The following is a 25956-nucleotide window of genomic DNA, read 5'->3' as shown; positions in this document are numbered from 1 at the left end:
CGCGACCATGGCGAGAGAACCGATTCCCTCGGAAGCGGTTCTCGGGCATCTCCGACGCTCAGGGGTGACGCTCCGTAGAACGCGCGGTCACTCCGCGACGTCCACAACATCCCCGCCGGTCGCCGCGATCAGCTCGTCCGGCGTCGCGTCGAAGACCGTCCGCGGCGAGCCGGCGGCCGCCCAGAAACGGTCCCACGCCAGGACGCCCCGCTCGATGTAGGTCGTCACCGGCGCAACCAGTCCGACGGGCGCGACCCCGCCGATCGCGAAGCCGGTCCGCTCCCGCACGAAGGCACCCGAGGCCTGCTCCACCGGCTCGCCCACGATCGCCGACAGCTTCCCCACGTCGACCCGCGTCGACCCGGACGCCAGGACCAACAGTGCCGCGTCGGTCGTCGGCACGCGGAAGACCAGCGACTTCACGATCTGCCCGACCTCGCAGCCGAGCGCGGCGCCCGCCTCGGCGGCGGTCCGCGTCGACTCCGGGAGCTCCCGCGACCGACCGCCCATCCCGTGCGCGACCAGCGCCTCGGCCACCCGGTCGACACTGCGCACCTTCGCCATGCCGATCATCGTGGCACGACGGCCGTCACATCCGACGGTTCGCCAGCACCGGCAGCACCTCACGCGTGCGCGCCACCGACGCCGTGTCCACGTCCACCACGAGCAGCCCCGGGTCGGCCTCCAGCGACTCCACGACCACCCCGAACGGCGACGCGACGAGCGAGTGCCCCACCCCGCGCGGCGCCTTCCCCGGGTCGACGCCGGAGGCGAGGGGGTCCGCCTGGTCGCAGGCCGCCACGAACGTCGTCGAGTCGATCGCCCGCGCCCGCACGAGCAGTTCCCACTGCTCCACCTTCCCCGGCCCCGCCCCCCACGACGCCGGGAGCAGCACGGTCGAGGCGCCCCGGTCGGCGAGCGCGCGGAACAGCTCCGGGAAGCGGATGTCGTAGCAGACCGCCAGCCCGATCGTCTCGCCGTCGACCTCCACGACCACCGGCGAGGAGCCCGGCGCCACCGTGTCCGACTCCGCGAACCCGAACGCGTCGTACAGGTGGATCTTGTCGTAGGACGTGTCGACGCCCCGACCCACCGCGAGCAGGGTGTTCGTGACGCGCCCGTCGTCGGTCGGGGTGAACATCCCGGCGACGACCAGGACGCCGTGCTGCTCCGCGATCGAGCGCACCTCCGTCGCCCACGGTCCGTCCAGCGGCTCCGCGACGGGCTTCAGCGACACCCCGAAGCGGCACATCGTCGCCTCCGGGAACACGACGACCGCCGCACCCTGCTGCGCCGCGAGCGCCGTGTGGTCGCGGACCAGTTCCAGGTTCGCCTTCGGGTCGTCGGTGGCCAGGATCTGGGCGAGGGCGACGCGCATGACCCGTGTATACCGGGCCGATGGATGTCGCCCCATATCTCGCCCGCATCGGCGCGGACGAGGACGACGACCTCGCCACGCTCACCGACCGGCACTTCCACGCCGTGCCGTTCGAGAACCTGTCCATCCACCTCGGCGAGGAGATCGACACCCGGCCCGAGGCGCTCTACGACAAGATCGTCCGACGACGACGCGGCGGCTTCTGCTACGAGCTCAACGGCCTGTTCGCGTGGTTGCTCGGCGAGCTCGGCCACGACGTCCGCTTCCTCGGCGGCGTCGTGCACACCCCCGACGGCGACACCGCGCCGCTCGCCCACATGGCCCTCTCCGTCCCCGACAGAGCAACCGAGCACGCCGATAGGGGGTCGGAGCGGCTCGTGGACGTCGGGTTCGGCGGCTTCATGGTGCTGCCGACCGACCTCGACGCACCGTCCGCCCAGCTCGAGCCGCAGGCAGACGGCGACGTCGAGGTGCGCAGCCCCGCGGGGAAGCCCGGCTACTGCCTCGAACGCCGGGTGCGGTCGCGCGCCGACTTCGCGCCGACCTGCTTCTGGACCGCGACCCACCCCGACTCCGGCTTCACCCACGGGCCGACCTGCACCCTGCCGACCCGCGAGGGCGGACGCGTCACGCTCGCCGGTGCGAAGCTCATCCGCACCGCGCCCGACGGCACCCGCACCGAGGACGACCTCTCCGCCGGCGAGGCGCTCTCCGCCTACCGCGACCTGTTCGGCATCGCGCTCGACCGGCTCCCGACGCCCCTCCACCCCCCGCAGGCGTCGTGACGACGCGCCGGCTCGTCCTCGCCCTGGCCACGCTCCTGCTGAGCGCCGCCTGCGCCGCGACGCCCCCACCCGCTCCCGCCCCGGCTCCGGCGCCTGCCCCCCGAGCACTGGCAGCACCGGCGCCGCCGACGACCACGCCGGCGCCGGCTCCGCTGCGAGTCCTGCTCACCGACGACGACGGGTGGCAGGCCGGCGGGATCACGGCCGTCCGGAAGGCGCTCACCGACGCCGGGTACGACGTCACGCTGGTCGCCCCGGAGAGCAACCGCAGCGGCGCCGGCGCCTCGTCGGACGGGAAGACCGAGCTGGACGAGAAGAGCCCGAAGACGTACGCGGTCGGTGGGATGCCGGTCGACGCGGTCCGCGCCGGGCTGGAGCTGATGCGCGCGGACCCGCCCGACCTCGTCGTCTCCGGGACCAACCTCGGACACAACTCGGGGACCGGGATCGTCGAGTCCGGGACCGTCGGCGCCGCCGTCATCGCTGCCACGGCAGGCATCCCGGCGATCGCGTCCTCGACCCACAAGGGCGAGTCCGAGGGCGACTGCACCGCGACGGCCGCCTACGTGACCCGGCTCGTGCAGACCCTCGGGCCGGACCTGTTCGCGCCCGGCACCGTCGTGAACGTCAACTATCCGGCGGGGGAGCGCGCCGATGAGGTCCGGGTCCGCGACCCGCTCGCGGTCGAGCTCGACGGCGAGGAGATGACGGTGCCGACGGACGGCCCGGACGACGACGTGGACATCCTCGACGACGGCGTCGCGACCCTGACCCAGCTGACGGTCGGCGGCGCCACGTCGAACGCGGTCGTGGACCGCCTCCGCGACGTGCCCGCCTGATCAGGCGGTGCGCGCGCCCCGGGCCCGGGCGATCAGCCCGTACATCTCGCAGCCGAGGCAGAACCCGAACGCGGCGTTGAGGAAGGCCGCGGCGAGGGCGAGGGCGGTCGCGACGACGCCGAGCGCGGTCAGGCCGGCCAGGTAGCCGACGGCGGCGACCACGGTGAACACCAGCCCGACGGTCTGCGAGAACCGCACCGGCTCGGGGTCCTCCGTCTCCGTCGGCGGCGCGAGGCGCGGGCCGACCGCGACCCGGAAGAGCGCGCCGTAGGGCGAGAACCGCATCCCGAACAGGGCCGGCAGCGCGAAGACGACGGCCTGAGCGAGGACGAGCCAGCCGCTGCCGGTGATCAGGACGACGGCGAGGACGACGGTGGTGATCGCGGCGGCGAACCGCACGCCGCGGGGGTCGAGCTGCATGGGGTGCTTCCTCGGTCGGGGGTGGGCGCGGGTCAGCGGCCCGGACAGAGGTCCGCAGCGAGTCGGCCGTGGTCGACGGCGCGACGGCGGGTCAGCACGTCGAAGATCATCGTGCGGCGGAGAGCTCGGTGTCCAGCGCGTCGAGGAGTTCCTGACGACGGGGCACGCCCGACACCCGCAGCAGCTCCCGGCCGTCGCGGGAGAACGCGATCGTCGTCGGGGTGCGCATGACGTCGAGCGTGCGCGCGGCCTCGGGCCGTTCGCCGATGTCGACCTCGACGTGCCGTAGCCCGGGGCGCCCGGCCAGCTCGGTCAACTGTGCGGCGGTCTGGCGGCACGGCGTGCAGACCGGCGAGGAGAGCTGCAGGAGGAGCACCCGGTCGTCGGGCCCGGGCGTCACGCCGGCGAGCTGCCAGCCGGCAGCAGTACGACCCGCGGTCGTGCGGATCCGGCCGGAACGGGACCGCAGGACGAGCCCGACCACGGTCGCGACGGCGAGCACGGCGACCACGACGATCGCGCCGGTGAGGGACACATGGTCCGCAACTCCGCAGCGGCGCGCCGTGTTCCCCGGCCCACGACCCCGCCCGATCGGGCCGCCGCACAGGTCCCCTACACTCGGTCCTGCTGCCGCCTTAGCTCAGTCGGCCAGAGCAACGCACTCGTAATGCGTAGGTCGTCGGTTCGATTCCGACAGGCGGCTCCACCTTCTCCCTGGTCACGGACCCGGGGAGAAGTGCGCGCCGATCCGGTTCGTCCTGGACGCCGGGGACGCCCTCCGCGACGCTTCTCCCATGGCCGAGCGGGATGAGAGCGACCAGGACCCCGGGATCGCGACGGCGGGCAGCGTCGAGACGTCGCACAGCGTCGCCACCGCCGGCAGCGTCGGCACCACCGACAGCGTCGCGACGGCCGGCAGCGTCGGGACGACCAGCAGCATCGGCGTCCTGCGCAGCGTGGCGACGGGCGGGAGCGTGGCCGTGGCGGGCAGCGTGGCGACCGCGGGCAGCGTCGCCGTGGCCGGCAGTGTGGCGACGTCCGGGAGTGCCGCCGTCGCCGGGAGCGTGGCGACGGCCGGCAGCGTCGGGATCGTCGCCAGCGTCCTCACCCTGGTCGGCGTCGGCCTGCGTCGGTGCATCGCCACGTTGGCCTGTGTCGACTGCTCCCGGTGCGTGGGGTGCATCGCGTGCGTCGACTGCGTGGACTGCGTCGGGTGCATCGGCTGTGTCGGCCTGCGTGGCGCGGTCGGGCAGCGGGGAGTCCGCGCCTGACGTCACCGCCTCCATTTGCAACCCGGAAGTTGCGTCTGCTCGGACGACGTGCAACTCTGTAGTTGCACAGCATGAGGTCGAGCACGGGGAGTGGTTCGGATGACCCAGGACCGGATCGAGCGGGAGATCATGATCGAGGCGTCGCCGGAGCGCGTCTTCGCCCTGGTTGCCGAGCCCGGGTTCTGGGCGACCGACGACGACACGGTGCGCGGGACGCAGGTGGCGGCCGGCGAGTCGTTCGTCGCCCGGCACTCCGAGCACGGCGACTTCCCGATGCGGGTGGAGAAGAGCGACCCGCCGTCGTACCTCTCCTACCGCTGGGTCTCCGCCTTCCCGGGCGAGGACCTGCGCGAGGACAACTCCACGCTCGTGGAGTTCACGCTCGTGCCGGAGGGGTCGGCGACCCGCCTGCGGGTCGTCGAGAGCGGCTTCGCCGCGCTGCCCACCTCCGAGGAGAACCGGGCCCACGTCATCGAGGACCACACGGCGGGCTGGGAGCAGTGTCTCGCCGCGCTGGACCGGGACCGGTGAACCCCGAGGACCCCGCCGCCGCCCTGGTGACGGGTGTGCTGGTCGCCCTGGCCGACCCCACCCGCCGGCAGCTCCTGGACCTGCTCGCCGATCAGGGACAGGCGACCGCGACGACCCTCGCCGAGGGCGTGCCGGTCTCGCGTCAGGCCGTCGTCAAGCACCTCACCGTCCTCGACGACGCCGGGCTGGTCGAGGCGACCCGGGCCGGGCGGGAGGTGCGCTACACCGTGCGCCCCGACGCCCTCGACACGACGGCCCGGTGGATGGCCGGTCTCGCCGATCAGTGGGACCGCCGCCTGGCCCGCATCAAGCGCTTCGCCGAGGCCGCCGAGCGCGACGACACCTAGACCCCGCGCGACCCACCCCACGGCGGACGACCCATGTCTCCTGCGGCGATACCGCACGCCCATCTCACCCGCGACCAGCGCGCCGTCCTCGCGGTCCTGCTCGGCGCCGGCTTCATGCTCTCGGTGGACTTCTCCATCCTCACCGTCGCCCTGCCCGACATCGGGGCCGGCGTCGGGGTGGACGTGGAACGGCTGCCCTGGGTCACGACGGCGTTCGTCCTCCCCGCGGCCGGCTTCACGCTGGTCTGCGGACGGCTGGCGGACACCGTCGGCCGCCGCCGGATGTTCCGGCTCGGCCTGGCGTTGCTGCTCGTGGCGTCGCTGCTCGGTGGGCTCGCCACCACTGCGCCGGTGCTCCTGGTCGCGCGGGTCCTGCAGGGCTTCGCGACGGCGATGACGCTGCCGGCGGCGCTGTCCCTGCTCACCACGAACTTCGCCGAGGGACCGGCCCGCGACCGCGTCCTCGGCATCAACGGGGCGCTGCTCTCCGGAGGGTTCACCGTCGGCGCGCTCGTCGGGGGCACCCTCGTCGGACTCTGGAGCTGGCGGGCGGCGTTCTTCCTGAACGTGCCGGTCGCCGCGGCGATCCTGCTCGCCACCCCGTTCGTGCTCGCCGAGTCGACCCGGCCCGACCGGCCACGGCTCGACCTCCCGGGCGCGGTGACCGTCAGCGCCGGCCTCCTGGCCGTCGTCTACGCGGTGATCGAGCAGCACGCCCTCGCCGCCGTCGTCGGGATGCTCCTGCTGGCGGCGTTCTGGCGGATCGAGCACCGCGCGGCCGCGCCCCTCGCCCCACCCCGGGTCCTGGCGCGTCGGACGGTGCTGTGGGGCAACGTCGCCGGACTGGTCATCTTCGCGACGGAACCAGCGATGATCTTCCTGACGACGCTGTACCTCCAGCACGTCCTCCACCTGCCGCCCCTGGTCACCGGGTTGGTGTTCGGCGTGCCCGGCCTCGCGTCCGTGGTCGCCGGGATGCTGGCCGGACGAGCCCTCGGGCGGTTCGGGAGTCGGCGGGTCCTGCTCGGCGGGCTGCTGGTGCAGGGTCTGGCGACGCTGCCGCTGGTGTTCCTCGGCGCCGACCGCTCGGCGCTGCTGATCCTCGTGCCTGCGCTGTTCATCGGCTTCTTCGGCCACGTCCCCGCGATCGTGGCGTTCACCGTGACCAGCACGTCCGGGCTGCCCGACGCCGAGCAGGGCCTGGCGACCGGACTGACCTCGATGACCCAGCAGGTGGCCATCACCGTCGGCATCCCGCTGCTGAGCTGGGTCGCCGCCACCCGCACCGACGAGCTGAGCGGCCTCCGTCTCGCCCTCGCGGTCGACGTCGCCGTGACCGTGGCCGCCGTCGTCCTCGTCGCGGTCGGACTGCGCCGCGCCGGGGCCGGGGCGCCCCGGGCCCGTCTCCACCAGACCGCCTGACCCCACCACATCCGCACCTGGAGGACCCATGACCCCCGACATCGCCGGACGAGACGCCTTCGAGTCCGCGGTCGACGCGCTGCGGCCCCGGGAGAAGGCCCACACGCGGGAGGGCGATGCGATCGCCGCCGCCCGCCGCCGACTCCCCATGGTCGAGGTCGACCCGGCCACGCCCCTCGTCGGGAAGGACGGCCCGACCACGCTCCTCGACGCCTTCGAGGGGCGCACCCAGCTCGTCGCCTACTACTTCATGTGGCACGACGGCCACCCGGCCGCCGAGCAGTGCGAGGGGTGCACCTGGGACACCAGCCAGATCGGCGAGCTGTCCTACCTGCACTCCCGCGACATCACCTACGCCACGTTCTGCCAGGGCCCGTACGACGAAAGTCGGCGCTACCGCGACTTCCTGGGCTGGGACGTGCCCTGGTACTCCGCCCAGGAGTCGCTGGGCACCCTGCTCGCGCCGCCGAAGCAGGTCGGCCTCATGCACCTCGTGTGCTACCTGCGACGGGGCGACCGGGTCTTCGAGACCTACTGGACGACCCGCCGCGGTGTCGAGGCGATGGACAACTCCTACGCCCTGATGGACCTCACCGTGTACGGACGCCAGGAGCCCTGGGAGGACTCGCCGTCGGGATGGCCGGCCTCGTGCAGCTACACCCGGACCGCCGACGGCCCGCCCACCTGGACGCCCGTGGCGGAGTGGCCGGAGGGACGACCGATCCCGCAGTGGCCGCGCCTGGACGCCGGACACTCCGACGACCTCGCGCACCCCGCCACCGGCGACCTCTCGTGCAGCCAGACCATCTACGTGCACAGCACACCCGAGGAGATCTGGCTCGCCCTGACCGACGCCGAGGCCACCGCTGCCTGGTGGGGGCGGTCCAACGTCTCCGACTGGGAGGTGGGGTCGCGCTGGGAGCACCGCAAGCCCTCCGGTGAGCTCGACGGGACGGGCGAAGTCCTCGTCAGCGACCGGCCCCGGCGACTCGTCCTCACCTTCCCCTCCGGTCCGCCCTCGCGCGTCGCCTTCGAGGTCGACCCGTACGAGGAGATCGCCCGCCTGACCGTGACCCACTCCGATCTCGCGTCGGAGCCGCTGCGCGCCATCGTGGCCGGGGTGTGGGCGGCGGTCCTGTCCAATCTCAAGACCTACCTGGAGACGGGGACGACGCTGCCCCGTTCCCCGGTCGAGATGCTCGGCCTCTGATCACGGGGCTTCTCCGCGGCGGCGTGCGGGAACCAGGGCGGGTGCAGTCGTTGCGGATCGTCCCGGACCTGCGGAGCTCGGTCGTCGAGGAGATGCCCGCGACGCAGGCCCTGCTGTTCACCTCGGCGCGCACCGACGCGGACGACGAGCTCATGCAGGACCCGCGGGTGCGTCCGTTCACGTGGGGCACCTACGTCCGGCAGCTCCGCGACCCTGAGCTCGTCGTCCTGGAGGTCGCCGAGCCGCTCTGGTTCGGGGAGTGGAAGAAGGCCGTCCGCTACCTCTCGCTGGCGAAGACGGTCCGGCCCGGCATCCGTGTCGCCACCTACGCCATCGAGAACTTCGATGCGGCTGAACGACTCGGGTCGCGCACTCGGGCGGTCGGGCTGTCCCTGCGCGGCCTCGACCTCATCGCCTTCGGGACGTCGGGTGCTGCCGACAACTACCGCGCGACCTTCGGCCCGGCACTCGACCGCATCCACCACGCCGTCCTCCCGCCCCGCATCGACACGTGCACGGTCTGCGGACCCACAGGTGGGACGACCCGGGAGCGACGGGTGCTCTTCCTCGGCACCCCCAGCGAACGCAAGGGTTATCCGGTGCTGCTGGAGGCGTGGGAGCGGCTCGACCCGGACTGGCAGCTCGTCGTCGCCGACCCCTCCGGCGCCGAACCCCCGGCGCTCCCGGCGAACGCCGACCTGCGCCTGGACCCACCCCGCGGAGAGATCCACGAACTCCTCCGGACGAGCGCCGTCGTCGTCATGCCGTCGGTCCGGCGTCCCGGGTGGCGCGAGCAGATCGGTCTGCCGCTCGTGGAGGGCCTCGCGCACGGCTGCCGGGTGGTGACGACGACGGAGACCGGGCTCGCCGACGACCTCCGCGACCACCCCGACGTCGTCCTCACGACCCCGGGCGACGCGACCGACCTCGCCGAGGGTCTGCGCGGTGCCATGCAGCGGGGAGCAGAGGCTCCGTCGCGCGACGGCCACACCAAGCGCGACGTAGTGTCGTGGTGGCTCGAGGCCGCGAAAACACCTCGCCGACCAGCGAGAACGGGCTCACCATGAGCGCATGTCGACGGCGCAGCGAGAGCAGGCGCGCCGCGATGCGCTCCGCGTCGCGGCCGTCCTGAGGACCAACACCCCCGATGACCCGACCATCCGTGCGGCCGCACAGCTGCTGGAGGACTGGCGCACCGACGAGCCGGTGCGCGACGCCCTCCGTCCCGTGTTCGCCGCAGCGGTCCCCGATCAGCGCGCACTGATCGCGCTCGGCGACATCGATGCGTGGCTGCGGGACGGGCGTGTGGCCCGGGCGTGGTGGGAGACGGCGGCCGCGGGACCCGACGAGGCGCTGGCCGCCGAGGCGGCCTGGAAGGTCGGCTGTGCCCACCGGCGGGCCGGCCGCCGGGACGTGGCCGCGCCCTTCCTGCGGCAGGCGGCCGCGGGCGGCTGGACCGACGAGGCGGAGACCCGGCGTCGAGTGGCGCGGGAACGCGCCGCGGAGGACGCGGCGCGTCGGGAGGAGGACCGACTCCGGAGCGCGCAGCGCTGCCTCGACGCCGACGACGCCGAGGGCGCGGAGGCCCTCCTGCAGGACGTCGAGCGTCCCGACTCCCGCCTCGGTGGCCCCTGCCTCCCGGAGTGGGAGCAGGGGCTGCACGGTGAGCTCGCCTTCCGACGCGGGGACCTGGACGAGGCCATCGAGCACTTCGACGCGGCGGGCACCGACCGCCACGGCCGGCTGAGGCGGGCGCAGCTCGCCGTGCTCCAGGACGACGCGCCGCGGGCCTACGTGTACACGATGGGCCTCGCCGACGACGAGGACGAGATCGGCGACGCGGCCCGGCTGCTGATCCGGCTGCACGTCGACCTCATCGCCGCCGGCATGCCGATCGACGACGAGGGCTGGGTCTGCATGAGTGGCTGCTGCTGCGACGCCGAGTGCGAGGCCTCGTGCGGCTGGGTCGACGACGAGGACTGATGGAAAGATCGCATCGCGGTCGTGGTCGTACGCAGCAGTAGTGCCGTACGGTGCGCCGGCCCCTTCCGAGGGGTCGGCGCTCATCCGTTCGGCCCACCGAGATCGACGGATCTTCCTGTTACCCGACGTTTCCTACGATTCGCGGTAGCAGGAACTCGCAGTTCGCCGAACGCACTGTCCGGAACAACGCTCATGGCGACGGAACAATCCGAGGCGCATTCTCGGAGTCATGAGAGCGGCACAGCGCTACGACGACGTCGTGATCACGGGGCTCGCGCACGTCGACGCGCCGCACGTGGTCACCTCCACCGAGCTCGAGGAGCGGCTCGCCGGCACGCTCGGGAAGCTCCGCATCACGCCCGGCCTGCTCGAGAAGCTCTCCGGGATCGCCGAGCGCCGGATCTGGGACGAGGGCACGATGCCCAGCGAGGTGGCCGCGCAGGCGGGCGAGCGGGCCCTCGCGAACAGCGGCGTCGGTCGCGACGACATCGGCATGCTCGTCAACACCTCGGTGTCGCGGGACCACCTGGAACCGTCCACCGCGAGCATCGTGCACGGGCGCATGGAATTGTCGCCCGAAGCAGGCAATTTCGACCTGGGCAACGCGTGCCTCGGATTCCTCAACGGCATGAACGTCGTCGCGACGATGATCGAGGCCGGCGAGATCGACCACGGACTCGTCGTCGCCGGCGAGACCAGTCGATTCGCGATGGAATCGACGATCGCGCGCCTCGCGTCCGATGCCGCCACGCGACAGATGTTCCACCAGCAGTTCGCAACGTTGACGGTCGGTTCGGGCGCCGTCGCGATGGTGCTCTCCCGGGGCACCACCGGGCACCGCTTCCTCGGCGGCCTCGGCCGCGCCAGCACGATGGGCAACTCGCAGCTCTGCGTCGGGCAGGCCGACGAGATGCGCACGGACTCGTCGGGCCTCCTCGCCGCCGGGATGGAGCTCGCCGGGCGCGCCTGGAAGGACGCCGTCTCGGCCTTCGACTGGGACACCGACTCCTACGACGTCTACTGCCTGCACCAGGTCTCGAAGGTGCACACCCGCGCCGTCGCCGACCAGCTCGGCCTCGACATCGCCCGCTTCCCCTCGCAGTTCCCGCACTTCGGCAACATCGGCCCGGCCGGGGTGCCGACGGTGCTGTCGAAGGCGGTCGAGGACGGCACCGTCACCGACGGCTCGCGCGTGATGCTCATGGGCGTCGGGAGCGGGATCAACGCGGCCGCCGCCGAGGTGATCTGGTGACCGCGACTCTTCCCGGATTCACCTTCGACCAGCGGACCGTCGAGATCGGCGGCCACACGATGGCCTACGTCGACGTCGGGTCGGGTCAGCCGGTCCTGCACGTCCACGGCAACCCGACGTGGTCGTTCTACTTCCGCTCCCTGCTCGAGGCCCTCCCCGACGCCGGGTTCCGCGCGATCGCGCCGGACCACATCGGCATGGGCCGCTCCGACAAGCCCGGCCGCGACGAGTACCCACACACCCTCGCCCGCCGGGTCGCCGATCTCACCGCCTTCGTCGAGTCCCTCCACCTCGACGAGCCCCTGCACCTCGTCGTCCACGACTGGGGCGGCCCGATCGGGCTCTCCTGGGCGGTCGAGCACCTCGACCAGGTGGACAAGGTCGTCGTCCTGAACAGCGCCGCCTTCCCGCTGCCGGCCGACAAGCGCATCCCGTGGACGCTGCAGGCCGCCCGGCTCCCGGTGGTCGGCGACGTCATGGTCCGCCGCTTCAACGCGTTCTCGCTCGGCGCGCTCGTCCTGGGCAGCGGCGGCTGGATGGTCCACGCCGAGGCGCGTCGCGGGCTGCTCGCGCCCTACGACAGCCCCGAGCACCGCGTCGCGGTCCACGCCTTCGTCCAGGACATCCCGACCGGACCGCAGGACCCCGCCCACCCCGTCCTCGTCCGGCTCGCCGAACGCCTCCCGCTGCTCGACGCCCATCCGGTGCAGATCCACTGGGGGATGAAGGACCCGGTGTTCGACGCGACGATCCTGCGCCACCTCGAGCACCACCTGCCGCACGCGGACGTCCGCGAGTACGACGACGCCGGCCACTACGTCCTCGAGGACGCCGCCGACCGGATCGTCCCCCGCGTCCGCTCCTTCCTGACGACGGGTCGGTGAGGTCGGGGATGACGACCCTCGACGCCCTGCTCGCCGAGCACGCCGCCGCCCGCTCGGAGGACGTCGCCCTCGTCCTGCCGGCGCCGTTCGGCCGGACCCGTCGCGTCACCTTCGGCGAGCTCGCACGCCGCGTCGCCGACGCGGCCGCCGGCCTGCTCGCCGTCGGGATCGGGCCGGGCACGCGCACCGCGCTGCTCGTGCCCCCGACCGCGGACTTCTTCGTGCTCGCGTACGCGCTGCTGCGGGTCCGGGCGGTGCCGGTCGTCGTCGACCCCGGCATCGGGCTCGCCCGGGTCCGCTCCTGCCTGAACGAGGCCGCACCGGAGGCCTTCGTCGGGATCGCGAAGGCGCACCTGGCCCGCCGCGCGCTGCGGTGGTGCCCGGACGCCCTGATCGCGGTGACCGCGGGTGCGGTGCCGGTACCCGGGACGCACTCCCTGCGCCGCCTCGAACGCGACGGGTCCCGACGACGGGCCCTGCCGCCGCTCCCACGGCCCGACGGCGCGCCCGCGGCGATCCTGTTCACCAGCGGCAGCACCGGGCCTCCGAAGGGCGTCGAGCACCACGACGACGGTCTGCTCGCCCAGGCCGACCTCGTCCGCGACCTCTACGGCCTCGGTCCCGGCGACGTCAGCCTCGCGACGTTCCCGCCGTTCGCGCTGTTCGGACCGGCTCTCGGCATGACGACCGTGATCCCGCGGATGGACCCGACGCAGCCCGCGAAGGTCGTGCCGGCCCGGCTGGTGCGCGCGGCGAACCGCAGCGGCGCCACCGTCATGTTCGGCTCGCCCGCGGTGCTCGACCGCCTCGGCCGCGGTGCCCCGGCGGGCACGACGCTGCCGACGCTGCGTCAGGTCATCTCGGCCGGCGCCCCCGTACCTCGGGACGTGCAGCGCCGGGTCCTGGACCTGCTCCCGCCCGGCGCCCAGGTCCACACGCCCTACGGCGCGACGGAGGCCCTGCCGGTCGCGACGATCGGCAGCGACGAACTGCTCGACCTCCCCGACGACGGGATCTGCGTCGGCCGGCCCACGCCCGGCGTCGACGTCACGCTGATCCGCCCGACCCCCGGGCCGATCGCCGAACTCACGGCATCGATGCAGGTCGGACCGGGCGAGGTCGGCGAGGTCGTGGTCCGCGGGCCCGTCGTCAGCCCTGCCTACGCCGAGCGTCCGGAGGCCACGGCGGCGGCCAAACTGCGGTGGGACGGGCGTCTCGCGCACCGCATGGGCGACCTCGCGTCAGCCGACGACGACGGGCGTCTCTGGTTCGCCGGGCGGGTGGCGCACGTCGTGCACACCGTCGACGGCCCGCTGTACAGCGTGCCGTGCGAGGAGGTGCTCAACCACCATCCCGCCGTGCGCCGCACGGCCCTCGTCGGGATCGGCCCGGAGGACGACCGGACCCCGGTCGCCGTCGTCGAGATGCTGCCCGGATCGCGGCTGACCGCGGAGGTGGCCGACGAGCTGCGCGGGCTCGCCGAGGCCGACCCGCGGACGAAGCCGATCAGGACGATGCTCGAGCACCCCGGGCTCCCGGTCGACCCGCGGCACAACTCGAAGATCGACCGGGAGGCGCTCGGTCGGTGGGCCGCGGCGGAGCTGTCGTGAAGGCGCTCGTCACCGGCGGGGGCGGGTTCCTCGGGGGCGCCGTCGTCGACGCGCTGCTCGCCCGTGGGGACGACGTCACGAGCATCGCTCGCGGCGACTACCCGGCGCTGCGGGAGCGCGGCGTGCGCACGATCCGCGGCGACCTCGCCGACCCGGTCGCCGCCTGCGCTGCGGTCGACGGCGTGGACGTGGTCTTCCACGTGGCCGCCCGCGCCGGCATCTCGGGGAGCCGGGCCGCGTTCCGGCGCAGCAACATCGAGGCGACCCGGACGCTGCTCGGGGCGTGCCGCGCGGCCGGGGTGCGGCGGCTGGTCTTCACCAGCACGCCGAGCGTCGTGCACACCGGCGGTGACATCCGTGGCGGGGACGAGTCGCTGCCCTACGCCACGCACTTCGACTCGGCCTACCCGGAGACCAAGGCGGAGGCCGAGCGGACGGTCCTCGCGGCCAACGGCTCCGACCTCGCGACCGTCGCCCTGCGCCCGCACCTGGTGTGGGGACCGGGGGACACCCAGCTCGTCCCGCGGATTCTGGCCCGGGCCCGGTCCGGACGGCTGCGCTTCGTCGGCGACGGCTCCGCGGTCATCGACACGACTTACGTCGACGACGCCGCCCGCGCCCACCTGGATGCCGCCGACCGGCTCACTCCGGGCGCGTCGTGCGCCGGGAAGCCCTACTTCATCACCTCCGGCGACCCGCGCCCGGTGCACGAGCTGGTCAACGGCATCGTCACCGCCGGGGGACTGGAGCCGATCTCCGCGACCGTCCCGCTCCCGGTGGCCGTGGCGGCGGGCGCCGTGGTGGAGACGGTGTGGCGCGGACTCGAGCGGTTCGTGTCGGTCGGCGATCCGCCGATGACCCGCTTCCTCGCCCGCCAGCTCGCCACCGACCACTGGTTCGACATCTCCGCCGCGAAGCGCGACCTCGGCTACGCCCCCGAGGTCCCGCTCGACGAGGGCTTCGCGAGGTTGGCGTGTGCGCTTCGCGCAGGTGAGCACTAAGTGGTGCTATAGCGACACTTTCTGCTCACCTGGCCGGAGGCCCCATGCGACCGAACCGCGTCGCGCCCGACGGCTCCACCCACGCCGTCGCCGCCCGCGGCCTGCTCTGGGGCAACCGCGGGCAGCTGCTGAACGCCCGCGGTGAGGTGGCGCGCCACCACGCGGGGCGGAACTGGATCGTCTGCGTCCTCGAGTTCAAGGGTCGCCGGAGGACGCAGTGGCAGCCGAACCGCCTCACCGAGCTGTACTTCCTCGACGAGCCGACCGCGCTCGCGGCGGGCCATCGTCCGTGCGGCGAGTGCCGGTACCACGACTACCGGCGCTTCCGTCGCGCCTGGGAGCAGGCCTTTCCCGACGATCCGCGCGGTGCGCGGGAGATCGACCGCCGCCTCCACGCCGACCGGCTCGATCCCGACGGCGGGCACGCCACCCACCGCGCCCCGCTCGCGGACCTCCCGGACGGCGTGATGATCGTTCACGACGACGGGTCCTGGCTCGTCCGCGGCGCGTCCGTGTACCCGTGGAGCTTCGAGGGCTACGGCACCCCGCGAGCGCGGTCGGTGTTGCCGGACGTCGTCACCGTCCGGACCCCGCGCGCGACGGTCGAGACGCTGCGCGCGGGGTACGAGACGGTCGCCCACCCCTCGGCCTAGCTTCTCCCGAGGCCGAAGAAGTCGACCATCGCCGCGCTCGCGTCGGGGCCCGCCGGGTCGGTGTAGGAGCCCCCGGCCCGCCCGCCGGACCAGGCGTGGCCGCTCCCGTGCACCGTCCAGCTCTCGGCGCGGACCCGGCCGTCGCGGTCGGTCCAGCGCTCCCGGATCCAGCTGCGCGTCGTGCCGCCCCCGCCTCGCTCCTCCGTCCGCGCGCAGCCCGGCGCGCCGGCCAGAGCGGACTCGACGACCTGGTGGGCGTTCGCGATCGCGACGGTGCCGTCGTCGGCGCCGTGGACCACGATCGTCGGCACCGTGGTGGGCGCCGGGCGGTACGCGCCGGAGCGCATGGCGGCGAACGCGGACCCGACGTCCCGGGCTGCTCCGGCGGCGAGCCCGGAGTGCACGCCGACGCCGGCGACGAGGTCGGGGTAGGCCGAGCCCATCACCGCGGCCATCGCGGCTCCGGCGGAGAAGCCGGCGACGAACACGCGGCGTCGGTCGATGCCGTGCTCCGCGGCGACCGTGCGGACGATGCCCGCGATCAGAGACGGCTCGCCGTCGCGGCCCTGGTGGCTCGGGTCGAACCAGTTCCAGTAGCCCATCGCGTTCGCCGATCGGGCCTGCTCGGGGTAGGCGACGACGAAGCCCTCGCGCTCGGCGAGGTCGTCCATGCCGGTCGCGGCGGCGAAGACCTCCGCGTCCTGCGTGCCGCCGTGCAGCATCACCAGCAGCGGCGGGCGCTCCTGCGGGTCCGTCGGGGCGACGACGCGGTAGGCCCGCGTGCCGGCCGGGCCGGTGAAGGAGCCGCGCGTGACGCGGCCCGACGGCGCCCCCGCCGTCGTGCGCGCGCCCGACCCGAACGAGCCGGGCATCGTCGCGAACGGCGACGGCATCGTCGGGAAGCTCGGCATCGTGGGAGCCGACCCGCCCTGCAGGACGGACATCGCCTCGGTGAGGCGCCCGGCGCGCGTCAGGCGAGTGGCCTCGAGGACCGCGGCAGGGGTGGACCCGGTGCCCGTGGGCATCGGTGTCGGCATCCCGCGCATTCGGTCGGCGAGCGCCTCGACGAGTCGGCGGGCTCGGTGTGGTGCGGTCATCGCGTCGTCCCCTCGGGAGCGTGATGTCGGGCGAGGGGAGGTCCCCGACGCCGCCGACGGCTCAGACGATCCGCGAGCCCAGGGCCGCCTTCACGGCCCGGCTCGCGCGGAACGCGCCGAGGACCTCGACCGAGGCGATGGTGGCCACCGCCAGGTCGGGGTCGACGTCCTCGGCGAGGCTCGCCAGCCCCAGCACCCGGATGTGGACCTGTTCGCCCCGTTCGCGCAGGGCCTCGAGGTCGGTCCGGGAGAAGTGCTGGGTGCCGAGCACCAACGTGCGGCGGGCCACCGTGCGGTCGAGGGCCGGGCCGTTGGCGTTCAGCTGGTTGCGGATCGCGGTGCGGATGAAGTCGGTGCGCGTCGTGTAGAAGCCCTCCTGCACGAGGAGGTCGATGTGCCCGAGATCCACCAGTCCGAGGTTGACGGTGATCTTCTCGGTCTTGTCCTCCCCCACGACCCGCCCCTCGTCATCCGTACGCCATCCACATGGATGGTGCATGGAGGGGGCGAGCCGACGCAAGCCCTTCGGTCGACGCCCTGGCTTGTTGAGAAACCGAGCGAGAGACCGTTGGCGGCGTTGTCAGCCTCGTCATCCTGCTGTCTTGGGTGAGTCACGTCCTGCCCACCCTGTTCTGACAGTCGGAGCTCGAGCCCGGTCTCCTCAACCGGGTTCCAGCCCAGGGGAAGCCAGCCTCGTCAGGCCGCTCACCTTCAGTCAGCTCTGATCCGGAGCTGCTCGATGCGCTCGGGGTGCAGCCGGTAGACGAACGGGCCGGGCCTGCGGCTGGCCCGCTCGATCGCTCGAGTCGACACCTCGAAGCGTCTGACGATCTCGGGCGCTGCCGCTTGAGCGTTGACCACGAAGGCCCGCAGGCCCAGCTCACGCAGCACCCGGCGCTCCTCGGGGTTCTTGCGCCGGATGGCGTCGTCAGCCATCAGCACCGCCTCGCCGGCCTCAGCCGCATCGAGCATCCACTGCACGTCGGTCACCCGCTCCCCCTCGTGCACCCCGTAGCGCTCGGACAAGGTGGTCAGCTCGACGCCAAGGGCCCGCAGGCCGGCGGGCACCTTGATGCCGCCGATGTTGCGGTCGATGAAGAACCTCGGAAGCTCAGGCGGCGGCGTCGGTGTGGGCACGAATCGCTGCCAAGACCTGCTTCTCGGGGATGTGGAACTCCTTGCTGAGTGAGGCCACGTCCTCCCCGTTCTTGAACCGGCCCAAGACGACCTCGACCCGAGCTGCACCGCTGGCGAAGATCGGGAGCCCGAAGGATCGGGTCGGGTCGACCACGACGTCGGCAACCCCGTACTGGGGCAGGTGCAGCAACCTGGCCCAGCCGTCGTCGGCGAAGTCGATCCGCTCGAGGTAGGACTCGACGACCGGGTTGAACACCCGCTGGTTGCTGCGCAGCACCACCAGGTCTCGGGCCGACTTTGCCTCGAGCGTGTCGCCCTGGCGCTCGGCGTAGTCGTAGAGGACTTCGGCGCCGTCGGTGTAGAGCGCTTTGGAGGCCAGAGCGTGCTCCAGGCCGATGTGGCTCCTGATCTCGTCGAGGGCCGGCCGGATGCGCTGCAGCGGCACCCCGGCTTCCTTGAAGGCCGCCAGCACGAAGCCCTCGGCCAGGCCGATGAACGGGATACGGGCCTCTCCCCGGCCCGCGGACGGCAGTGCCGTCACGACCGGCTGCCCCACGACCATCGGGCGGCCCTTCGGGTTGCGCTGGTAGCCCTGCACCCAGGTGTCGAAGGTCGACCGGGCGACTCCGATGTGACGGGCGGCGTCGGTCACCGAGTACAGCGGCACATCGAACCGCTTGTCTCGGGCCGTCGTCGTCATGCTCTGCAGTCTCGCATCGCTTCGGACTCCTGCCGTATCAACGCTCCGGACGGCGTCGAGTCGACGAGGCGAGCGCTCGGGAGTGAGCTCGTCGAGGTCAGGCGGCGCCACGACGGGTGGCCTCGTAGGTCACGGCCCGCTCCACCTGCTCCTCGGTGAGGCCGTACCCGTCGACCACGGCTTCGATGGAGTCGCCGGCGCAGACCAGCTCGGCGAGTCTCTCGGTCGGGATGTTGCCGACCGACGGCTGGCCCTGCCGCACGTGCGGATCCAGAACGACGTCGGGGGTGCCCGCATCGGCTCGGAGTGCGGCGATCGCCCCGTGATCGTCATCGACACTCGCGTGGATGACGCCGGTGAACCGGCGGGTGGTGGCCGTCATGAGCGCGCCCTGACCGACGACCGGGAACACCATCCAGAGCTCCTGGGTGTCCAGGTCCGTCTCGACCTGCGCTCGCAGCAGCAGGTCGCGCCCGTCCTGTTCCAGGAACGTTCGTGAGTAGGACAGCGGATACGCCTGACCTGTGTAGTCGCGGAGCCACTCGACGACCGGGCGAAGCTTCACCATGGGGATGCCCTGTCGGAATTCGGCGAGCAGACGCGCCTCGACGAACTCGCCCCAGGTCACCCACCGCGAGTCGCTCGGCCGTTCGCGGACGACCGGTGGATACACGACGCCTGCTCGCTTGTACCCGTTGATCCAACGCTGGGCGGTGCCCGGAGACACACGGAGGAGCCGGTCCGTCTCGGCGTAGCCGTAGACCGGTCGCTCCAGCAACGACACCGTCCCGCTCACGAGATCAGCCTCCCACAGCAGGTCAGCGGCGTGGTGCCTTTCGGGTGGCGCCCGCCGACGATGCGGCATACCTGCCACTCGATGACAGCAACGACGCTTTGCTGTCAGAGGGTGGGGCTCAGCGGCCGCCCAGCGTCCTCCCGCCGAACCGGACCAGCGCCGCCGGGTAGAAGCGCGGCACGAGGCGCACGAAGAGGTCGACGAGCTTCGCGTCGTTGCCCACGAGCACGCGCGGCTTCCCGGCCTCGACGCCGTCGACGACGATCGTCGCCGCCTGGTCGGCCGGCATCTTCAGCAGCTTCTCGTTGTAGGTCCGCGTCCGGGCCTCGTCGGCCGCCGTCGTGCGCCCGGCGGCGGAGCCGCGCTCGAACGCCGCGGTGGCGATGTTCGTCTTCACTCCGCCGGGGTGGACGACCGTCACGGCGACCGGGCTGCCGGCGGCCAGCATCTCCGCGCGCAGGGTCTCGGTGAACCCGCGGACGCCGAACTTCGCGGTGCAGTACGCGGACATCCCCGGCTGGGCCATGAGCCCGTTCAGCGAGGACACGTTGACCACGTGCCCGTCGCCGGAGCGCACGATCGCCGGCAGGAACGCCTTCGTCCCGTTGATGACGCCGAACAGGTTGATGCCGAGGACGTGGTCGTACTCCGACCACTCGCCGTCCAGCACGGTCCCGGACGACGCGATCCCCGCGTTGTTGTAGATCTGGTGGACGACGCCGTAGTGCTCCTCCACCGCGGAGGCGTAGGCGAGCACGGCGTCGCGGTCGGCGACGTCGAGCCGGGCGGAGTGCACCTCGGCGCCGTGGGCCTTGGCGAGGTCCGCGGTCTCGGCCAGCCCGGTCTCGTTCACGTCGGAGATCGCGAGCCGGGCGCCGCGTCGCGCGAGCTCCAGCGCCAGCTGGCGGCCGATGCCCGACCCCGCGCCGGTCACGACGGCGACCTTGCTCCGCACGCTGCTCATCGGTGCTGCCTCCTGCAGGTCTGTGGTACGGCCTCGTACCGCACCCGAAAGGTACGTGAGCGTACCGAGGTCGGCAAGCGGACGACGGTGCCGGATTTCCTGGCGCTCAACGCAAGCAATCCAGACGAGCACGCCGACAGGGCTTTGCTTGCACCGGGAGGTGCTCAGGACGGCGGGGCGGCTCGATCCGGGGCGCCGTCCTCGTCCGCGGCCCGAGGGTGCGGCACCGGCGTCTCGAACCCGACCTCGATGTTCTGGAACGACTTCAGCCGCTCGGCCTCCGCGTAGACGGTGTACGCGCGCTCGTCGGCCGGGGTGGTCGCGGTGTCGTCCGGCATCGCCGAGAGCAGGCTGCGCGGGTACAGCCGCAGCGTCCGGACGGTGTTGATCTCGGTGCAGAACAGGGCGACGACCACGCTGAGGTAGATCCAGGCGAGCAGCCCGAGCACGATGCCGAACACGCCGTAGCTCGCGCTCGTGCCCTGCAACTGGTAGCGCACCAGGTATGCGCCGATCGACTGCAGCAGCTGCCAGGCGACGGCGGCGAGCACCGCACCCGGCACGACCTGTCGCCACGTCAGCGGCCGGGGCGTGAGGAGCTTGAACGCCAGCACGACGAGGGTCGCGTTGACCGCCACCCCGGCCACCGTCAGGACGACCTGGCCGACACCCGCGAGCGGTGTCGGCAGGCCGGGGAGCAGGGCGCCGAGCGCGGCGAGGCCGGTGGCGACGACGATCGCCGCGGCCAGCACGGCCACCGCGAGCGCACCGCGCGCATAGGCGGTCGGGAGCGCCGGCCGCTCGGCCTTCGGCACCGCCCACATCCGGGCGAAGGCGTTCTGCACCGCGACCATGACCCCGAGCCCGCCGTAGACGCTGACGACCACGGAGACGACCAGCGCGGGCACGCTGCCCTGCAGCGAGCCGATGTTCTCGCCGATCTGGTCGCCGATCACCGGGAAGTTGCGCAGGGCGGAGTTGACCAGCGCCTGTTGCAGCGCCGGATCGTCCTGCAGGACGAAGCCCAGCACCGTCAGCGCGAGCAGCAGCAGCGGGAAGAGCGAGAGGAAGCCGTAGTAGGTGATCAGCGCGGCCAGGTAGGTGCCCTCGTCGTCGAGGAACTTCCACAGCACGGCGATCGGGAGCCCGGCCCAGCGATGCCGTCGCTGGAACCGGTCGAGCACCCCGACGACTCCCATGGGGCTCCCACCTCCTCCCGACCGGCCGGGCGGGCGATCACCGCAACGACCCCAGCAGCTCGTCGCGCCGTGCCCGGAAGCGCTCGACGGCGGCGAGCTTGATGTCCTCGTACCCGCGGACGTCCCCGGCCAGCCCCGCGATCTCCAGGACCACGTCGACCGGCGCCGCCGGCAACGCCTCGACCGCCGCCCGCACGGCCTGCTGGTACTCCCCGACGAGGGCCCGCTCGACGGCGCGGACGTGGGCGAGACCGAAGAGGTCGAGCGGGGTGTGGCGCAGCCGGCGGGCGGCCCGCAGCCCGCGGAACGCCACCTCCGCCGTCCGCCCCCGCAGCCGGATCTTGCGCTGCATCCCGAGGGCGCGGAGCACCGGCGGGTGCAGCATCACGGAGACGTCGGCGTCGGCGCCGTACTCGGCCTCCCGCCGTGCGACCTCGACCGGGTCCAGGTGCAGCCGGGCGACCTCGTACTCGTCCTTGTAGGCCATCAGCCGGTGCAGGCCGCGCGCGTACGCGGCCCCGACGCGCGACCCGTCGTCGGGACCCGCCGCCTCGCTCGCGAGCGCCGTGACCCGGCGGACCTCCTCGGCGTAGCGGGCCGCGTAGGCGGCGTCCTGGTAGCCGGTGAGGTCGGCGATGCGGGTCGCGAGCACCTCCTCGAGGCCCTCGACGGTGGACGCCAGCGCCGCGGAGCGCGCGTCGACCGCCACGAACGACGGTGCGGGCGCGACGAGGGCGGCGAGCACCGCGTCGTGGTCGATCGCGGCCGCCCGGCCCCACCGGAACGCGGTCAGCGTGGTCTCCACGGCCGTCCCGTTGAGCCGGATCGCCTGCTCGAGGGCGTCCAGCGACACGGGGACGACCCCGTGCTGCCACGCCGCGCCGAGCATCAGGACGTTGGTCGGGAGGTGGTCGCCGAACAGTGCCTCGCTGATCCGCTGCGCGTCCACGTGGTGCACCTCGGCGGCGACCCCGCGCAGCCGCTCCAGGGCGTCGTCGGGCGAGCCGGGCAGCACGACGCGGCCGGTCACCATCGCGGCGGTCGGGGTCAGCGAGGTGTTCACGACGGCGACCGTGTGGCCCGGGCGGGCGACGCCGAGCGTCGCGGGGTCGGCGGCCCCGAGCAGGTCGAAGCCGACGACGACGTCGGCGCTGCCGCGCGAGGCCCGCAGCGACCCGCTGATCGGGTGCTTGGCGATGCGGACGTCGGAGACGACCGGCCCGCCCTTCTGGGCGAGCCCGACCTGCTCGAGCCCGGCCGCGAACGAGCCGTCCAGGTGCGCCGCCATCTGCAGGATCTGCGAGACGGTGACGACGCCGGTGCCTCCGATCCCGGGCATGCGCAGCAGCGTCGTGTCCCCGGCGCGCTCGGCCGGCTCGACGAGACGCACCGGCAGGTCGGGGATCGTCGGCGTCGCGACGGTGCCCGGCTCGACCAGCAGGAACGACGGGCAGTCGCCCTTGAGGCAGCTGTAGTCGGAGTTGCACGACGCCTGGTGGATGCGGGTCTTGCGGCCGAGCTCGGTCTCGACCGGCAGCACCGACAGGCAGGTGGAGACGTCGCCGCAGTCGCCGCAGCCCTCGCACACCCGCTCGTTGATGACGACGCGCTCGGTCGGCGCCGGCAGCTGCCCGCGCTTGCGCAGGCGACGCTCCTCGGTGGCGCACCGGTCGTCGTGGATGAGCACCGTGACCCCGTCGACGGAGGCGAGCTCACGCTCGGTCTCGGCGAAGGTGTCGCGGTGGCGGACCTCGGCGATCGGGTCGATCGCGATCCCGCGGTACTTCCCGGGCTCGTCCGTCGTCACGACGATCCGTCGGACACCCTCGACCGCGAGCTCGCGGATGATCGCCGGCACGTCCATGCGCCCCTCGGCGCGCTGCCCGCCGGTCATGGCGACGGCGTCGTTGTAGAGCAGCTTGTAGGTCATCGAGACCCCGGCGGCGATCGCGGCGCGGATCGCCAGCGAGCCGGAGTGGTGGAACGTCCCGTCGCCGAGGTTCTGCACGAGGTGGCGGTCGTCGGTGAAGGGGGCGAGCCCGATCCACTGGGCACCCTCGCCGCCCATCTGCGTCATGCCGACCTGGTGGCCGCGGTGCCCGCCGTCGAGGGCGACCATCGCGTGGCAGCCGATGCCGACGCCGACCAGCGTGTCGTCGTCGGTGCGGGTCGAGGTGTTGTGCGGGCACCCCGAGCAGAAGTACGGCGTGCGGGACGGGACGTCGGCGGTCGTCAGCGGGATGCGCGAGGGGCGGGGCGGCCGCAGCGCGTCGAGGTGCGCGACCGCGGTGGCGGGCAGCTCCGCGCCGAGCGCGGTGAGCCGGGCGGCGATCGCCGTCGCCACGTCCTCGGCGGAGAGCTGGGCCCGCGCGGAGAGCAGCGGCCGGTTCCGGTCGTCCCGGCGCCCCACGACCCGCGGCGGGGGCACCGTGCCGTACAGCGCCTGGCGGACGTGGCCCTCGAGGAACGGCATCTTGTCCTCGACGACGAGCACCTCGTCGAGGTCGCGCGTCATCTCAGCGAGCGCCTCGTGGTCGACCGGGAAGGGCATCGCGAGACGGATCAGCCGCACGCCGAGTGCGTCGAGCTCGGGCTCGCCGAGGCCGAGGTCGTCGAGGGCGCGCAGGACGGTGGCGTAGCTCGTGCCGGAGGCCACGAGCCCGAGCCGGGCGCGGCGCGCCGTGAACGCCACACGGTTGAGGCCGGCTTCGCGAGCATAGGCCTTCGCCAGGTCGAGACGGCGGGTGAGCACGTCGTGCTCGGCGTCGAGCGCGGGCGGGCCGACCAGCGGCGGGGACGTCGGTCGGGCCTGCGACGGCGGGTGGGGCACGCCCAGCAGGTCGGGGGCCAGGGCGCCGAGGTCGACGGTCGCCGACGCGTCGGCCACGTCCGCGATGATCTTCAATCCGGTCCACAGGCCGGAGGCCCGGGAGATCGCGACCGCGTGCAGGCCGAGCTCCACGATCTCCGCGACCGACCCCGGCGCCAGCAGCGGCATCGACAGGCTCGCGGCCATCGGCTCGCAGGAGCTCGGCACCGTGGACGACTTGCAGGCCGGGTCGTCACCGATGAGCGCCACCGCCCCGCCCTGCGCCGCCGTCCCGGAGAGCATGCCGTGGCGGATGGCGTCGGCGGCGCGGTCCAGGCCGGGGTTCTTGCCGTACCAGAACCCGACGACGCCGTCGTGCCGGCGGCCGGGCACGGCCCCGAGCAGCTGGGTGCCCGCGACGGCCGTGGCGGCCAGCTCCTCGTTGACCCCGGGCGTGAACACGACGCCCGCCGGGTCCAGGTGGCGTCGGCTGCGGAGGATCTCCGAGTCCAGCCCGCCGAGCGGCGAGCCCTGGTACCCCGAGACGAACACCCGCGTGTCCAGGCCCCGGGCCCCGTCGAGCCGCCGCTGGTCGAGCAGCAGCCGCACGATGGCCTGGATCCCCGTCATCAGTGCGCGGCCGCTCGTGGCGGTGTAGCGGTCGTCGAGCGAGACGGTGGTGTCGGGGGTGGTGCTCATGGCCACTCCTGCGTGGGTCGCCGTGGTGGTGTGCACCCATGCCAGCGGACGGGCCGTCGTGGTACAAGGATCACCGACGAGCTGGCCACGGCAACGCAAAGATCGTCACCCACGCGATCACCAGACGTCACTTCGTTGCGCCGAGGAACTCCTCCACGACCGCGTTGAACCGCTCCGGGTTCTCCAGGAACGGGAAGTGCGACCGGGCCTCGTCCGCGCCGAAGACGTGCAGCCGGGCGCCCGGGATCGCCTCGGCGATGTACTCCTGCGAGGACGGCGCGACGTGGCTGCCGTCGCAACCCAGCACGAGGGTGGGGACGTCGATCCGGGGCAGGACGTCGCGCCAGTCCTGGGCGCAGTGGTCGAACAGCAGCGGCACGCCGGCGTACGCGGGCGTGGAGCGGATCTCCTCCGCGACGAAGGACCAGACGTCCGGCTCCGGCTCGCCGGAGAACATGCTGCGCACGAAGTCCTCGCGGGCGGCCTCGCCCTTCTCCCCGGCCAGCTCGCCGCCGAGCGTCAGGAGCCCGGCCACGTCGAAGATCGCCCCGCACTGCGTCTGCTCCGTGCGGCTCATCCACGGCACCGCGGCCACCGCGGCCGGCTGGTCGACGGCGACGAACCGGCGGACCCGGCCCGATCCGCGCTGATCAAGGTAGCTCCAGCACACCGACACGCCCATCGACCAGCCGAGCAGGTCGACCTCGTGGACCTCGAGGTGGTCGAGGAGCTCGTGCAGGTCCTGCGCGAGCCGGGCGATCCGGTAGCCGTGGTGCGGCTTGTCGGAGGTCCCGTGGCCCCGGAAGTCGACGGTGACGACGCGGCGGTCGAGGCCGTCGAGCTGGTGGTGGAACATCGCCTGGGTCTGGCCCCACCCGTGCAGCATGACCAGCGGGACGCCGTCCCCGCCGCTGTCCCGGAACTCCAGGACGACTCCGTCGGAGGTGGTGAAGGACGGCACGGGAGCTC

The 25956-nt window shown here is 73.1% G+C and carries 27 protein-coding genes and 1 tRNA gene; 15 read left to right on the top strand and 13 right to left on the bottom strand.

Going from position 1 to position 25956, the window contains the following annotated elements:
• Positions 1-87 precede the first annotated feature (87 nt).
• Complete coding sequence (locus QRT03_RS00720; RefSeq protein ID WP_286050508.1) at positions 88-564, bottom strand: YbaK/EbsC family protein; 477 nt, start codon at positions 562-564, stop codon at positions 88-90.
• A gap of 25 nt (positions 565-589) precedes the next feature.
• Positions 590-1378, bottom strand: coding sequence for a carbon-nitrogen hydrolase family protein (locus QRT03_RS00715; RefSeq protein ID WP_286050507.1), 789 nt, complete (start codon positions 1376-1378; stop codon positions 590-592).
• 20 nt (positions 1379-1398) lie between these two features.
• Here QRT03_RS00715 and QRT03_RS00710 point away from each other — a divergent pair, with 20 nt between their 5' ends.
• Together QRT03_RS00710 and surE are read left to right on the top strand one after the other, a co-directional pair.
• Positions 1399-2163 carry an arylamine N-acetyltransferase family protein gene (locus QRT03_RS00710; protein ID WP_286050506.1) on the top strand — a complete coding sequence of 255 codons (765 nt, stop codon included), beginning with the start codon at positions 1399-1401 and terminating at the stop codon, positions 2161-2163.
• Entirely contained in the window at positions 2160-3002 is an 843-nt protein-coding gene (gene surE / locus QRT03_RS00705) for a 5'/3'-nucleotidase SurE (protein WP_286050505.1), read from the top strand. The genes QRT03_RS00710 and surE overlap by 4 nt, the downstream gene beginning before the upstream one ends.
• On the opposite strand, the gene QRT03_RS00700 is transcribed toward surE, so the two are convergent.
• Together QRT03_RS00700 and QRT03_RS00695 are read right to left on the bottom strand one after the other, a co-directional pair.
• Positions 3003-3422, bottom strand: coding sequence for a DUF4395 domain-containing protein (locus tag QRT03_RS00700; protein WP_286050504.1), 420 nt, complete (start codon positions 3420-3422; stop codon positions 3003-3005).
• A gap of 106 nt (positions 3423-3528) precedes the next feature.
• Positions 3529-3957, bottom strand: a complete 429-nt coding sequence (locus QRT03_RS00695; RefSeq protein WP_286050503.1) for a thioredoxin family protein — start codon at positions 3955-3957, stop codon at positions 3529-3531.
• 94 nt (positions 3958-4051) lie between these two features.
• On the opposite strand from QRT03_RS00695, the gene QRT03_RS00690 reads away from it, so the two are divergent.
• The 13 genes from QRT03_RS00690 to QRT03_RS00630 all read left to right on the top strand — a co-directional run bounded on the left by QRT03_RS00690 (position 4052) and on the right by QRT03_RS00630 (position 15586).
• Positions 4052-4128: transfer RNA gene (locus QRT03_RS00690), tRNA-Thr, on the top strand.
• Positions 4129-4216: 88 nt separating this feature from the next.
• Complete coding sequence (locus tag QRT03_RS00685; protein ID WP_286050501.1) at positions 4217-4693, top strand: hypothetical protein; 477 nt, start codon at positions 4217-4219, stop codon at positions 4691-4693.
• Between the two features lie 99 nt (positions 4694-4792).
• Positions 4793-5224: an SRPBCC domain-containing protein gene (locus tag QRT03_RS00680; protein WP_286050500.1), complete on the top strand. Its 432-nt coding sequence runs from the start codon at positions 4793-4795 to the stop codon at positions 5222-5224.
• Positions 5221-5571 (top strand): ArsR/SmtB family transcription factor, encoded by a 351-nt coding sequence (locus tag QRT03_RS00675; RefSeq protein WP_286050499.1) that lies wholly within the window; start codon positions 5221-5223, stop codon positions 5569-5571. Before QRT03_RS00680 ends, QRT03_RS00675 begins: the two co-directional genes overlap by 4 nt.
• A gap of 33 nt (positions 5572-5604) precedes the next feature.
• Entirely contained in the window at positions 5605-6993 is a 1389-nt protein-coding gene (locus QRT03_RS00670; protein WP_286050498.1) for an MFS transporter, read from the top strand.
• Positions 6994-7021: 28 nt separating this feature from the next.
• Positions 7022-8203 (top strand): DUF899 family protein, encoded by a 1182-nt coding sequence (locus QRT03_RS00665; protein WP_286050497.1) that lies wholly within the window; start codon positions 7022-7024, stop codon positions 8201-8203.
• Positions 8204-8244: 41 nt separating this feature from the next.
• Entirely contained in the window at positions 8245-9270 is a 1026-nt protein-coding gene (locus QRT03_RS00660; RefSeq protein ID WP_286050496.1) for a glycosyltransferase family 4 protein, read from the top strand.
• A 4-nt stretch (positions 9271-9274) separates the two neighbouring features.
• Positions 9275-10186 (top strand): hypothetical protein, encoded by a 912-nt coding sequence (locus tag QRT03_RS00655; protein WP_286050495.1) that lies wholly within the window; start codon positions 9275-9277, stop codon positions 10184-10186.
• A gap of 229 nt (positions 10187-10415) precedes the next feature.
• Positions 10416-11438, top strand: a complete 1023-nt coding sequence (locus QRT03_RS00650; protein WP_286050494.1) for a 3-oxoacyl-ACP synthase III — start codon at positions 10416-10418, stop codon at positions 11436-11438.
• Positions 11435-12322, top strand: a complete 888-nt coding sequence (locus tag QRT03_RS00645) for an alpha/beta fold hydrolase (RefSeq protein WP_286050493.1) — start codon at positions 11435-11437, stop codon at positions 12320-12322. Before QRT03_RS00650 ends, QRT03_RS00645 begins: the two co-directional genes overlap by 4 nt.
• Before the next feature lie 8 nt (positions 12323-12330).
• A complete protein-coding gene (locus QRT03_RS00640) occupies positions 12331-13932 on the top strand; it encodes a fatty acid CoA ligase family protein (protein WP_286050492.1) in 1602 nt (533 codons plus the stop codon).
• Complete coding sequence (locus QRT03_RS00635; RefSeq protein ID WP_286050491.1) at positions 13929-14933, top strand: NAD-dependent epimerase/dehydratase family protein; 1005 nt, start codon at positions 13929-13931, stop codon at positions 14931-14933. Before QRT03_RS00640 ends, QRT03_RS00635 begins: the two co-directional genes overlap by 4 nt.
• A gap of 44 nt (positions 14934-14977) precedes the next feature.
• Complete coding sequence (locus QRT03_RS00630) at positions 14978-15586, top strand: hypothetical protein (RefSeq protein ID WP_286050490.1); 609 nt, start codon at positions 14978-14980, stop codon at positions 15584-15586.
• On the opposite strand, the gene QRT03_RS00625 is transcribed toward QRT03_RS00630, so the two are convergent.
• The 9 genes from QRT03_RS00625 to QRT03_RS00585 form a co-directional block, all read right to left on the bottom strand.
• Positions 15583-16683 carry an extracellular catalytic domain type 1 short-chain-length polyhydroxyalkanoate depolymerase gene (locus QRT03_RS00625; protein WP_286050489.1) on the bottom strand — a complete coding sequence of 367 codons (1101 nt, stop codon included), beginning with the start codon at positions 16681-16683 and terminating at the stop codon, positions 15583-15585. The two genes, QRT03_RS00630 and QRT03_RS00625, sit on opposite strands and share 4 nt — an antisense overlap.
• Positions 16684-16744: 61 nt before the next feature.
• Positions 16745-17137, bottom strand: coding sequence for a CopG family transcriptional regulator (locus tag QRT03_RS00620; RefSeq protein WP_286050488.1), 393 nt, complete (start codon positions 17135-17137; stop codon positions 16745-16747).
• 257 nt (positions 17138-17394) lie between these two features.
• Positions 17395-17820: a PIN-like domain-containing protein gene (locus QRT03_RS00615; RefSeq protein WP_286050487.1), complete on the bottom strand. Its 426-nt coding sequence runs from the start codon at positions 17818-17820 to the stop codon at positions 17395-17397.
• Entirely contained in the window at positions 17795-18520 is a 726-nt protein-coding gene (locus QRT03_RS00610; RefSeq protein ID WP_286050486.1) for a hypothetical protein, read from the bottom strand. The genes QRT03_RS00615 and QRT03_RS00610 overlap by 26 nt, the downstream gene beginning before the upstream one ends.
• Positions 18521-18617: 97 nt before the next feature.
• Positions 18618-19148: a DUF433 domain-containing protein gene (locus QRT03_RS00605; protein ID WP_286050485.1), complete on the bottom strand. Its 531-nt coding sequence runs from the start codon at positions 19146-19148 to the stop codon at positions 18618-18620.
• Between the two features lie 286 nt (positions 19149-19434).
• Positions 19435-20280 (bottom strand): SDR family NAD(P)-dependent oxidoreductase, encoded by an 846-nt coding sequence (locus QRT03_RS00600; RefSeq protein ID WP_286050484.1) that lies wholly within the window; start codon positions 20278-20280, stop codon positions 19435-19437.
• 164 nt (positions 20281-20444) lie between these two features.
• Entirely contained in the window at positions 20445-21479 is a 1035-nt protein-coding gene (locus QRT03_RS00595) for a YihY/virulence factor BrkB family protein (protein ID WP_286050483.1), read from the bottom strand.
• A 37-nt stretch (positions 21480-21516) separates the two neighbouring features.
• Entirely contained in the window at positions 21517-24987 is a 3471-nt protein-coding gene (locus QRT03_RS00590) for an indolepyruvate ferredoxin oxidoreductase family protein (protein ID WP_286050482.1), read from the bottom strand.
• Positions 24988-25114: 127 nt separating this feature from the next.
• Positions 25115-25948, bottom strand: coding sequence for an alpha/beta fold hydrolase (locus QRT03_RS00585; protein ID WP_286050481.1), 834 nt, complete (start codon positions 25946-25948; stop codon positions 25115-25117).
• Positions 25949-25956 lie beyond the last annotated feature (8 nt).

Source organism: Actinomycetospora termitidis, from assembly GCF_030286555.1.
GTDB lineage: Bacteria > Actinomycetota > Actinomycetes > Mycobacteriales > Pseudonocardiaceae > Actinomycetospora > Actinomycetospora termitidis.
The sequence above is the reverse complement of the archived record's forward strand: the minus strand, read 5'-3'. Positions and strand labels throughout refer to the sequence as shown.